12 protein-coding genes are annotated in these 11923 nt (G+C 54.7%); 7 read left to right on the top strand and 5 right to left on the bottom strand.

Translation table 11 applies throughout. The features are described 5' to 3' along the window. Positions 1–65 precede the first annotated feature (65 nt). Positions 66–647 carry a hypothetical protein gene (locus tag ADH68_RS01040; protein ID WP_068960169.1) on the top strand — a complete coding sequence of 194 codons (582 nt, stop codon included), beginning with the start codon at positions 66–68 and terminating at the stop codon, positions 645–647. On the opposite strand, the gene ADH68_RS01035 is transcribed toward ADH68_RS01040, so the two are convergent. The 3 genes from ADH68_RS01035 to ADH68_RS01025 all read right to left on the bottom strand — a co-directional run bounded on the left by ADH68_RS01035 (position 644) and on the right by ADH68_RS01025 (position 3626). Further along, positions 644–2275 (bottom strand): tetratricopeptide repeat protein, encoded by a 1632-nt coding sequence (locus tag ADH68_RS01035; protein WP_068960170.1) that lies wholly within the window; start codon positions 2273–2275, stop codon positions 644–646. The genes ADH68_RS01040 and ADH68_RS01035 overlap by 4 nt on opposite strands. A 64-nt stretch (positions 2276–2339) precedes the next feature. Beyond that, positions 2340–3317 (bottom strand): PstS family phosphate ABC transporter substrate-binding protein, encoded by a 978-nt coding sequence (locus tag ADH68_RS01030; RefSeq protein WP_068960171.1) that lies wholly within the window; start codon positions 3315–3317, stop codon positions 2340–2342. Between the two features lie 57 nt (positions 3318–3374). Next, a complete protein-coding gene (locus tag ADH68_RS01025; protein WP_123476033.1) occupies positions 3375–3626 on the bottom strand; it encodes a hypothetical protein in 252 nt (83 codons plus the stop codon). A gap of 254 nt (positions 3627–3880) precedes the next feature. Here ADH68_RS01025 and ADH68_RS01020 point away from each other — a divergent pair, with 254 nt between their 5' ends. From ADH68_RS01020 to ADH68_RS01005, 4 genes are all read left to right on the top strand, one after another. Continuing rightward, a complete protein-coding gene (locus tag ADH68_RS01020) occupies positions 3881–5161 on the top strand; it encodes a replication-associated recombination protein A (protein WP_068960173.1) in 1281 nt (426 codons plus the stop codon). A 125-nt stretch (positions 5162–5286) separates the two neighbouring features. Beyond that, on the top strand, positions 5287–5784 hold the full coding sequence (locus ADH68_RS01015; RefSeq protein ID WP_068960174.1) for an RNA polymerase sigma factor: 498 nt from the start codon (positions 5287–5289) through the stop codon (positions 5782–5784). A gap of 4 nt (positions 5785–5788) precedes the next feature. After that, positions 5789–6373: a hypothetical protein gene (locus tag ADH68_RS01010; protein WP_068960175.1), complete on the top strand. Its 585-nt coding sequence runs from the start codon at positions 5789–5791 to the stop codon at positions 6371–6373. Positions 6374–6378: 5 nt separating this feature from the next. Continuing rightward, entirely contained in the window at positions 6379–6846 is a 468-nt protein-coding gene (locus ADH68_RS01005) for a DUF4252 domain-containing protein (RefSeq protein WP_068960176.1), read from the top strand. Positions 6847–6974: 128 nt separating this feature from the next. On the opposite strand, the gene ADH68_RS01000 is transcribed toward ADH68_RS01005, so the two are convergent. Both ADH68_RS01000 and ADH68_RS00995 read right to left on the bottom strand, forming a co-directional pair. Next, entirely contained in the window at positions 6975–8066 is a 1092-nt protein-coding gene (locus ADH68_RS01000) for a DUF1573 domain-containing protein (RefSeq protein ID WP_068960177.1), read from the bottom strand. Then, positions 8063–8464 (bottom strand): DUF1573 domain-containing protein, encoded by a 402-nt coding sequence (locus tag ADH68_RS00995; protein WP_068960178.1) that lies wholly within the window; start codon positions 8462–8464, stop codon positions 8063–8065. The genes ADH68_RS01000 and ADH68_RS00995 overlap by 4 nt, the downstream gene beginning before the upstream one ends. Before the next feature lie 245 nt (positions 8465–8709). Between ADH68_RS00995 and pelA the strand changes: the two genes are divergently transcribed. Both pelA and ADH68_RS00985 read left to right on the top strand, forming a co-directional pair. After that, positions 8710–10074, top strand: a complete 1365-nt coding sequence (gene pelA / locus ADH68_RS00990) for a pectate lyase (RefSeq protein ID WP_084273947.1) — start codon at positions 8710–8712, stop codon at positions 10072–10074. A gap of 152 nt (positions 10075–10226) precedes the next feature. Next, positions 10227–11855, top strand: coding sequence for a glycoside hydrolase family 43 protein (locus ADH68_RS00985; RefSeq protein WP_394364980.1), 1629 nt, complete (start codon positions 10227–10229; stop codon positions 11853–11855). The last annotated feature ends 68 nt before the right edge of the window (positions 11856–11923 follow it).

Below are 11923 nucleotides of genomic sequence, written 5' to 3'. Positions count from 1 at the left end.
ATAATAATATGTTGTAAATTTGCAGTGTTACTAATGCTTTATTCGAAATTTTTATTCTTAATCATATGAAAACACCACGCTACAAGTTTGATGATGTATGGAAAGAGGCCATACGTCTTATGCCCTATCAAGGTGAGGAATACACGGAAATGGTTATACGCGGCTATATTGAGAATGGCCGTGATGCCGACACGGAATTCCGTGAGACAAATTTTGAATGCGCCTGGCTGCTGATCAAGGCGCAGATTGATGCGCGCAAGGAGCGCAATCTCAGGGCGCGCCGTAAACGTATGCTCAGGCGGGAGCTTATAGTTGCCGAACGGGCACGCATAGCCGCCGCCGAAGAACAACGCCGGGCCGCGGCGGAGGCCGCACGCGTTGCAGCCGAGGAGACTGCCGCCGCCGCCCGTAGCGAACGCAACCGCATAAAACGCGAGAGCCGCGTTGACCGCACCAACTGCATTACAGCGCGCACGGCTGCATGGCGCAGGCTCTCCGTCGGCAGGGAGTCGCGTAGCGTCAAGCCATCATTTTCCGACCGTTTCAGGGGACCGGGCTACAAAGCGGCGACGATAAAAACAGAGCAGGCCCCGGCGCGGTTGCCGGAGCCTGCTGTATGCCGATTGAATGATGTCGGTAGAGATTAGTTGACCTTCATTTTCGAGATATAGTCGCGGAGAGCCTCGTTGGTGGGGTCAAGCTCGAGCACTTTCTCATAGTAAGTCTTGGCCATGGGGATATCCTTTTCCGAGATGTAGAATGAAGCAATCTGTGAATATGCCTCGTTGTACATGTCGGTGCGCTTCTCCTTGTTGGCGGGGTCGAGGTCGAGGATTTCCACTACCTTGAGGTATGCGTCGCGCTGCTCGGCAGAGGGCTGGTTGTCATGCTTCACGAGCATCATACGAGCTTTGTTGCGGTAGGGGATGGGGTTTTCCGGCACCTTCTCGATAATCTGGTCGACGGTAGCGATAGCGTTGTTGATAGCGTCGATTTTCTTCTGCGAGCCGGGTTCGGAGGTTGCAGCCACGTTCTGGTAGCGGTTTGCGAGAGTCACGAGGTCGTTGGTCACATAGTCGCCACGGTCGATGAAAGCCTTGTATACCTCAAGAGCCTTGTCGTAGTTCTTTGCACCGGAGTAAGCCGAGCTGAGAGCCTTGTAGATGTCGGTCTTGTCGGGGTTGAGTTCGAGAGCTTTCTCGAGAGCGGGAACGGCGAGCGAGTCCTTGCCAAGCTCCTGGAGCACTTCGGCGTAGGAAGAGTAGTCGTTTGACGAATACTTCAGGCCGGGGAGGTTGAGAGCTAAGAATTTCTCAGCGGCGGTCTCTGCACCGGGGTAGTCCTTGAGGTCCTTCTTGTCGAGGAAGATGATACGCATGAGCTGGAACTTCTGCATATCGGTGGGGTTCTGGCCCAGAATCTTCTCGGCGAGCTGGAGGCTCTCGTCGTAGTGCTTGCCGTAGTAGAGGAGGGCGCTGTAGCGTACCTCGTCGCTCTTGAAGTGGTTGGGGTTCTTGATATAGTCGCCATAGGCGCTTGCAGCCTTTGCCCACTGGTCGTTCTGGTAGTATTTCTCAGCGAGTTCGCGCTGACCGAGAGCCGAGTTGGGCGAAGCCTGGAGGAGCTCCTGAAGTTTGTTGATGGCGTATTCGGGGTTTACGTTGAAGTAGGCGTTGGCATACTTTACATAAGCCTCGGGAAGCCCCTTGGAGTAGAGGATTGCGTTTTCGTAGTTGGCAGCTGCGTCGCCCCATTCCTTGTTGGCAGCTTCACGGTCGCCGCGGAGCACGAAGATAGAGGGCTCCTTGGAGTTGGCTTTGTAGGCCTGCTTGTCGTATTCGGCGATTTCCTTTTCGTACTTTACGGGGTCGGCGTTGAAGTATGCGCGTCCGATGGCGGTGAGCACGGCGGCATCCTTCTTATTGATTTTCTTGGCCTCGTCGAAGAGAGTCTTGGCACCCTTCTCGTCGCCCTGGATGAGGGCAAGCGCACCCTGGCCTACCTTGTTGAGAGCGCTCTGGGGGTTTGCGGCAAGACCCTTGTCGAAGTCGGCCTTGGCGGTTGTGTAGTCCTTGTCGTGGAGAGCGATTTCACCGAGGTAGTAGTAGGCGAGAGCCTTGTCGGTAGAGGGATTGTTGAGGTTGCGTTCGAGGATTTCTTTGGCGTTGTCAAACTGGTCGGCCTTGAAGTACTCGATTCCGTCGAGGTAGCCCTGCTGCGCTGATGCCGACAGAGTGGCGGCCAGACAGAAAGAAAAAAGAAATTTCAGTTTCATGTCGATAGATCTGTTTTGTCGTTATATGTATTGTTAATTTCTAAACGGTAATGAACGTCATTTATTATTCGAGATATACCATACGCGGTTGCACTCGTGCGGGGAGTATGCCTGTGCGCTGTATGATTTTCTGTCCGATAGTGCCTGTGACGAAGGAGTAGAATCCATGCGACAGCGAGCCGTTGACACCGGTGGTAATCATGTACATCGAGCGGAACAGGGGGTATGTGCCGTCGTAGATATACGCCTGATACGGCTTGTAGGCTCTGAGCTGGTCGTCGCGGCGCACTTTGAGCACCTTTACAGCCGGGTCGAAGTCGGCCACCGTGGTGTCCTGTTCCTGAAGGCTTTTGATGCGCTCGTCGCGCGACATGTCGCGTGTGCGCATGTCGGCGCTGATCCAGCTTACACCGATTATACCGATGGCGCCTTTGCGCATCTGCACCTGGTCGAATACCTCGCGGCTTGACTGCTGGGCGAAAACGTTCTGTCCGAACGGCTCGCCTTTCATTATAGAGTCGCGCATGTATTTCACGGTGCTTGATCCCTCGTCGTCAAACACTACCTGGATGTCGCCGAGCTTGGTAGGCTCGATATCGCTCCATTTTGTAATCTTTCCGGTAAGGATGTCGCGTATCTCGGATATCGACAGTATCTCTATGGGGTTGTCGTTGTTGACGATGAGGGCTATGGCGTCGACAGCAATCATATTGCTGCGCGGATGTTTCTTCTGCGATTCGAGATAATCCTTCTCCTTCTGTGTGAGGTCGCGGGATATCACGATGGTTTTTGTCTTCAGATCGAGCAGCGAGTCGACACATGCCTTTTCAGAGGCATAGTAGGGTATGATGTTTGCTTTGCCTTTGGTGGTGTACTCGAATACGTCGATTTCCTGGTTCATGATGTTTTCGAACGAGGCATCGCATACTATTGTGGCAAGCCCCGACGTGCTTGTGTTGGTCGGGGTCTTCTGGCAAGCTGTCAGTCCTGAGATAATCAGGGCTGACAGAGCTATTGTAAGGAGGATAATCTTGTGGTTCACGTAGCTTATGGTATAAGATGTTGAATTCAGTGTGTGTGGATGTGAGGCTTCCTCATGTCAGTATTCGTCGCCGATGTTGCGGTCGATACCGGCAAACTGGCGGTAGGCCCTCCATATGCCGTAGATAATCAGGCCGAATCCGGCCACCCATCTGAGCCACCCCCAGGGCGCTGTCTCCCAGTTGAAGAAGTCGATCAGGAAAAGCACACCCATGCCGACATATATTACAATCATGAATATGCCAAAAACTGTGCGCATAACGCTTGCGCCGCTTGTGCGGGTCTTTTTTTCGTTGCCTTCGTTACTCATAATAAAAAAGTGTTTAAGTGTTTCGGGTGTCATCAGCCATGCGGTTGACAATGTTCCGCAGGGCTATATCAGACTAACACTCAGGCACGCCAATAGTTCGACATGCCCGCTTCGGGAATAATATCACCCTCGGCACGGTAAAGTTACAAAAATATGCCAACATATCGTATATTTGTGCGGATAAATCGGGACAAAATTGTTAAATTTGTATATGCGGCCGTACGTTGCGGCACGATAAAAACCAACTCTAAGTAATGCAGGCACCATTGGCAGAGCGTCTGCGTCCGCGCACGCTCGACGATTATATTGGACAGGAACATCTCGTAGGACCCGACTCGGTATTGCGGCGCATGATTGATACACGCCGTGTATCGTCGTTCATACTCTGGGGCCCTCCCGGAGTGGGGAAGACCACTCTGGCACGCATCATAGCAAACACTACCGACTGCCCGTTTTATACCCTCAGCGCAGTAAGCTCGGGGGTGAAAGAGGTGCGCGAAGTGCTTGAAAAATGTAAGGCCGACGCCCGTAGCATGTTCTCCACGGGGCGTCCGATACTGTTTATCGACGAAATACACAGGTTCAGCAAGTCGCAGCAGGACAGCCTGCTCGGTGCAGTAGAGAACGGCACTGTGACGCTTATAGGCGCCACTACGGAGAATCCGTCGTTTGAAGTGATACGCCCGCTACTGTCGCGCGCCCAGGTGTACACTCTGCGCCCGCTTGAGGAGCCGCAGCTGCAACGCCTTCTTGACCGAGCCCTTACTGTCGACAAGGTGCTTGCCGGGCGCGAAGTCAGGGTCGAGTCGACCACGGCCTTGTTTCGCTACTCCGGAGGCGACGCCCGCAAGCTGCTCAATATCCTCGACCTGCTTGAGCAGTCGACTCCCCTCGACGAGCCTATCGTAATCAACGACGAGGTGGTGACGGCACGCCTCCAGGAGAATCCCGCCGCCTACGACAAGAACGGAGAGATACACTACGATATAATATCGGCTTTTATCAAGAGCATACGCGGCAGTGACCCGGATGCGGCCATATACTGGCTGGCGCGCATGATAGAGGGTGGCGAGGACCCCGAATTCATAGCCCGTCGTCTGGCCATAGTGGCCGCCGAGGATATCGGTCTGGCCAACCCCAACGCGCTGCTGCTTGCCAACGCCACGTTTGACATACTCCATAAAATCGGCTGGCCTGAGGGACGTATCCCCTTGGCCGAGTGTACGATATATATGGCAACGTCGCCCAAGAGCAACTCGGCCTATGTGGCCATCGGCGCCGCCCAGGAGCGTGTCAGGGCCACTGGCAATCTCCCCGTGCCGCTGCATCTGCGCAACGCGCCTACCAAGCTGATGAAGGAGCTCGGCTACCACGAGGGTTACAAGTATGCCCACGACTATCCCGGCAATTTTGTCAGACAGCAGTATCTTCCCGACGGGCTTGAGGGGAGCCGCTTCTGGACTCCCGGGGCTAATCCGCAGGAGGAGAGAGCATGGGCCTTGCAGGAGGCACGATGGGGAAATAGGGAAAAATAGCGGCTGCATGCCTTTATGTAATCGTGCTGAAAACGAGGCGATTGTGTGGGGATGTGAAATTTTTTTTGAAAAATTTTGAGTGTTGACTGTCACAAAAAGACCTCGAGTGGCGTCATGTATATGTAATGGATGCAGAGACGTTTAAAGAAATCATCCTTTCGCGCTATGGCGACATGTATCGCGTGGCGTATGCCATTGTGCGTGACAGCGATGATGCGCAGGACGTCGTGCAGGATGCCGTGACACGTCTGTGGGTCAGGCGTCAGGAGCTGTCGGGCATAGAGTCGCCCGATGCCTACTGCATGGCTGCCGTAAGGCATCTCTGTATCGAACTGCTCAGAGCCCGCAGACGTCGTCCCGCTTCGGTGGATGATGTCGACGAGGAGAGTGCCGGCGACTGCGATTCCCACTTGCGGGTGGAGTATGCCGACAGTCTCAGTCTGGCCGAGCGCATGATATCCACGTTGCCTGCGTCGCAGCAGAAGGTGGTGAGGCTCCGCTCGCATGCCGACTGCTCTGTCGACGAGATTTCGACCATTACCGGACTTACGCCTGCCAATGTGAGGCAGTTGCTCAGCAGGGCAAGGCGACGTCTGAAACAATTTGCCAACAACCTATTATGAGATTATGAAAAAAGATCTCTATCACATAAAACAACTGTTAAGCCTTTACCACTCGGGCATGACCACTCTGGCGCAGGAGCATGAACTGATGGAATTTTTTGCCGTCACTCCGGAGAGCGCTCTTCCCAACGATATGAAGGCCGACCGCAGGATGATGGTGTTGCTTGCCGCCGACGGAGTATGCCGAGTGCCCGCCGGGCTTGATGCCCAGCTGTCGGCCCACATCGATATGCTTGAGCGCAGGGAGCACCGCGGTCGCCGCGGCCGTCGCCTGATGGCAATCGCGAGTGTGGCAGCCTCCGTGGCCATACTCCTTACAGCCACGGTGTTCGTGGTCAAGGACTCGTCGTCGTCGGTGTATGAGCTTACCGACCCTCAGGAGGCACAGGACGAGACACAGCGCGCTCTGCTCCTTGTGTCGGAATGTCTCAACAAGGCCGACCGCAAGGCTGAGGAGACCGACATGCTGCTCGAACGGCTCGGATTTGACATGAGCATGTTTGAGGATGACAGCATGGAGTATGACGACAGTCTGATGACAGGGGACGACGGCATAGTCCCCGTATTTTCCGATACAATAGGTGTTTAGTAAGTATGAAGATGAAATTTCGCAGGATATTGGCGTCGACCGTCGCGCTGGGCGTAGGCTTGGCGGCCATGGCTCAGGAAGAAGCCTTCAAGCGTGCAGGCCGCCTCCCTGATGTCGAATATATATATATGTCCAAGGATATACTTTCGAAGGTGGGCGGTTCGCTCCCGGTGTCGGGTATGGACGAGGTGGCCTCGCAGCTTACCTCGATGGAGGTGCTAAAGACATCGAGCCGCGAGTCGGCTGTCAAGGCTTTCGATATTCTTGAGAGCTCGCGCGAGGGTATGGAACTGCTTACCCACATGTCGGAAAATGACGGCACGGTAGATATCTACGGGGTGAGAAACAGCGACAAACTGTCGGAACTGATGGTGCTTGTGATGAACGACTCGATATTGTCGGCCGTAATGATGAAGGGCAATATTGACCCGGAGACAATCAAGGGCATATCTCCTGAATCAGGAAAAGATTAAAATTTCTATCTTGTAATTTATAAGATACAATATACATACGCTTCAAAACAATAGGCTCCGGAGAAGTATCGGTTACTTTTCCGGAGCTGTTTTTTAGAGCCTGCCCTTATTGTATTTTGGTTGGCGCGTCAGTCGGTCAGTTCGCCTACGATGCGTATCGGGGATGATGGGCGCGAGGGGTCGTTGGTGATTACCGACAGTCTGGAGTTGACAAGGCCTGCGTCGGCCGGCATCTTGCCGGTGTCGACGGTGACTGTAATCTTAGCCTGTGAGCCGGGATTGATTTTTTCCTTGCCGCACTTCACTTTCACAAAATCTTCCGGGCATGATGCACGGCGGATTATCAGAGGCGATTTGCCATAGTTGTCGACAGTGAGTTCGGCGTGTGCCACTTTTCCGCGCTGTATTCGGCCAAGGTCAATCGACGATGTGGAGTAGGCGGCCTTTGGCGCTTTTTCGCGCTGCTGGGGCGTGAGTTTCGAGAAATCCTCGTTGACGATGGCCACGAGCGACACCTCCTTGACAAGCGACGACAGCGGGTCGGGGCTTATTGTGGCCTGCGAGGTCGACAGTCCCCATTGGTCCTTGGCTTTTGATGAATCGAAAAACAGGGTGAATGTGACCTGTTCGCCAGGTGGCACGGCGCGCGGCGCGATGTCGGCCACGATATATGGGGGCAGGCCGGATATTGACGGATGTATCGTGTCGCTGCTTTGGTTGTATCCGTCGAGAAAGGCGGTCTTGGTGCGTCCCTTTGTCACCTCGCCAAACTGCACGACGGTATTTTTCAGTTTCAGGAATCCGACCTCCACCGGATAGTGGGCGCGCAGAGTCTGTCGGTCGCCTATCACCACACCCTTTATCGTAAGGGTGGTCACGGCCGGGTCGGCATTGGTCTCGACCTTTACCTTTTTGTCAAACTTTCCGGGTCGTCCGGCGGGGTTGTATGTTACGGCCACCTGTCCAGTGTCGCCCGGCGCCACCGGCTTGCGGCTATATGACGGGGATGTGCATCCGCACGATGCGCGCACGCTCAGAATGTTGAGCGGCTTGTCGCCTGTGTTGACTACCTTGAAGTATGTGGTGACGTTGCCGAGGTCTTCGTCGAACGCACCGAAACTGTGGGTTGTGTCGAGCCATTTGGCCTTGGGCTGGGCCGATGCGCCGGCGCCTGCTGACAGTGTGACGGCGGCGAGTGTGAGCAGATGGAGAATTTTCATTTTTTCTTGGGTGTGGATTTCGGCAGCACTGTACCTTTGATTTTAAGCAACGCGTTGTCGCCCTTGCGGTTGGTGCGCACACGTATTGTCTTCTCGAATTCGCCCGGACGTCCTGCGGGGTCATATGTCACGGTAAGCGCTGCGGTCTCTCCCGGGCGTATCGGCTGCTTGGGTATGCTGGGCGTAGTGCATCCGCACTGTGCCTTGGCCGAGACTATCACCAGCGGCTTGTCTCCGTTGTTCTGTAGGATGAATTCACACCTGACCGGTCCGTCGGCCTCGCGTATGGTGCCGAAATTATGGGTCTTTTCCTTTACATAGAGCGCGGAATCAGCCGCAAAGGCCGACACAATGCCGATGGAGAGTATCAGCAGCAGTGCTGAGAGTTTCTTGAGCATATTTGTTCTGGTTTATGTCCTTTAACTATGTATAACGCAAAATTGGGAATAAAGAGAGACGGGAAAGACAAATTGACGGTTAAATTAAGTTAACGGATACTCATGAGGCGAAGGACCCAACTGATACAAATTATCGGAAAAGGGTGAATAATCGGCTGTAGGGGCCGATTGTTGTGCTTAGGCCTTCGCGATTGGAGTGAATTGATGTAATTTTGAGGTAGAAATAACCCTATATTGCCTACATCATGAAATTACGCAGATATCTAATCGCAATGACAGCCGTGGCGTCTCTGTCGGGCATGGCGGCTTCCGGCTCGACGGAGCGTACCTCCGACACCAAATGGACACGTTTCAGCCACACACAGGCCGACGGGTGGTATACCACCGACGACGCCCGCGGTGTAGCCGACAATGTACTGCTGTATCAGAAAAACTCAGGCGGCTGGCCCAAGAACATACCTATGCACATGGCTATGAGCGATGCTGACCGCGAGCGGGTGGCCGGCGAGAAAGACTCGAAGGAGGCCTCCAAGAAGGGATGTATGGACAATGACGCCACAACGAGCGAGATACGCTTTCTGGCCAGAATGTGGCGCGCCAATGGCGACAGTATATATCTCGATGGCGCGCGTCGCGGCGTACGCTTCATCCTCGACTCGCAGTATCCCAATGCCGAGGCTCCCGACACCCGTGCCGGCGGGTGGCCGCAGTATTATCCACTGCGCGGAGGCTACAGCGACTATTTCACCTTCAACGACAATCTACACATTAATAATATGGTGCTTCTGCGCGATCTGCTCGACCCATCTACCGAGGTCGGGTCGATACTGCCCGTCGAGTGGCGCGCCGATGTTGAGCAGGCCTACCGGGCCGGACTGCAGTGTATACTCGACTGTCAGGTAGTGGAGGACGGAGTAAAGACCATGTGGTGTGCGCAGCACGACCCCTACACCCTGCTACCCGCCGAGGGCCGTCCCCACGAGCTGCCGGCATATTCAGCCGACGAGGGTACTTCGATACTGTGGTTTCTGATGTCGCTCGACGAGCCTACGGCCGAAATTGTCGATGCCGTGGAACATGCGGTGGCATTTCTGGAGAAGACCGCAATAGAGGGGAAGAAGCCCGAATTTGTGTACAACGACCGCGGGAGCCGCATCGACGAGGTGGTGGTCGACTGCGACAGCTCGCGTATGTGGGGCCGCTTTATCCAGCTCGGAGGGGATGTGGCCGCCAGAGTGTATCCCGACTTTTTCGAGCGTCTGAAGGAGCGCCGTCCGCGCACACTGTCGGTCGGGGGTGACACCCTCCGCTACGAGCTGTGGCGCAACGCTGCCGAAAGCTACGACGCAGCCCGGGCCCATCGGCCTATCTACAGTATCTACGACGACACCCGTCCTCACCATCTGTTCAGATTCCTTTACAGCTTTTCCGACCTTGAACCGGTGGCCGACAGCCAGTGCGGCTATATGTTCGCACCGTCGCTCAACGCCGCGCGGCGTATCCGTTACCGCTATCTCGGCACCTGGCCCGACTTCATTCTCAAAGGGCAATATCCCGAATGGCATGCCCGCATGGAAAGGAAATTTGGTAAAAAGAGAGGGAAAAATTAACGCTTCTTAGAAAGACGCTTCACGCGTACACGATAAATTATTAACTTTGGGGTGTAGGCGGCGATATCCGGCCATGAATACTGTCGCCGTCCTGCCATAATGCCATAAACAGATTATTAAACAAGCTCTAAAAAGCTCTTAACCTTATGAAATTGAATCGAAACCTCACAGTGCTCGCCTGCTGTGCCGCCATGAGCCTGTCAATGCATGCCGCTCCCGAACTGAGCGAAGTATGGGTGGCCGACCTCGGCAACGGCAAGTACCAGAATCCGATTATCTATGCCGACTATTCCGATCCCGATGTGGTGCGCGTCGGCGATGACTTCTATATGACCGCATCGAGCTTCAACTGTGTGCCCGGTCTGCCGATTCTTCACTCCAAGGATCTGGTCAACTGGACTATCATCGGGTATGCTATCGACCGTTTCCCCGACGAGGCTGTATTCGTCAAGGATGGTGTGAACCACGGCAATGCAGTGTGGGCTCCGTCGATACGCTACCACAACGGCGAATTCTATATATATTACGGCGACCCCGACCTGGGCATATTCATGACCAAGGCCAAGGACCCCAAGGGCCCGTGGTCGCCACTGAAGCTCGTGGCCCGCACCAAGGGTGTAATCGATACCTGCCCGCTCTGGGACGAGGACGGGAAGGCCTACATGTCGTGGGGCTTTGCCGGGAGCCGCGCCAATCTGAAGAGTGTGCTTGCCGTGTGTGAGATGGCTCCTGACGGCGAGAGTCTGATAGGTCAGCCCAAAATCGTGTATGACGGACATGATGTGGACGTGACCATCGAGGGAACAAAATTCTACAAGCGCAACGGCTATTACTATATAATGTCGCCGGCCGGAGGAGTGCCCACCGGCTGGGAAACCATACTCCGCTCCAAGAGCCCGTGGGGCCCGTATGAGCGCAAGGTAGTGCTTGCCCAGGGCGACACCGACATCAACGGTCCCCATCAGGGCGGCTGGGTCGATACTCCCGACGGCGGCGAGGACTGGTTTATCCACTTCCAGGATGTAGGCCCGATAGGGCGTATCGTGCACCTCAACCCCGTGCACTGGATCGAGGACTGGCCTGTGATGGGTGTCGACAAGGATGGCGACGGCTGCGGCGACCCTGTGCGCACATATAAGAAGCCCAACGTGGGCAAGACATATCCCAAGGCCACTCCGCAGGAGAGCGACGAATTCAACGACATCAACCTCGGCCTTCAGTGGCAGTGGCACGGCAATCCCGAGCCGTGGTGGGGCTACAACAATGCGACCAAGGGTGTACTTTCGCTCTATTCCGTGCCTGTAAGTTCAGGCTACAAGAACCTCTGGGATGTGCCCAACCTTCTGTTGCAGAAGATACCGGCCCCGACGTTTACCGCTACGATGAAGGTGACTCTTACTCCCGACAAGCGTTACAACGGAGAGCGTACCGGCCTGGTGGTGATGGGACTTGACTATGCCGTGCTTGCTATGGAGAAGACCGACGAAGGGTTCCGTCTGAGCGAAAACGAATGTCATAAGGCCGACAAGGGGAAGCCCGAAGTAGAGAATGCCTCGGTGATGCTTCCCGATTCGACTGCCTATCTGCGCGTGAAGATGGCCGACGGAGTGTGCAATTTCAGCTACAGTCTCGACGGCAAGAAGTTCAAGAATATCGGCAAGCCGTTTACCGCCCGCGAGGGGAAATGGATTGGTGCGAAAATCGGAACATTCTGCACTCGTCCCAAGGTTGCCAATGACGGCGGCCGCGCCGATATCGACTGGTTCCGTGTAAGTAAGTAGTAAAATTATTACGTAGTATACTATATCTTTAAAAAATAATTTTTACGACTTACTTAACCAAATAATCG

Origin of the sequence: Muribaculum intestinale, from assembly GCF_002201515.1 — a bacterium.
GTDB lineage: Bacteria > Bacteroidota > Bacteroidia > Bacteroidales > Muribaculaceae > Muribaculum > Muribaculum intestinale.
The sequence above is the reverse complement of the archived record's forward strand: the minus strand, read 5'-3'. Positions and strand labels throughout refer to the sequence as shown.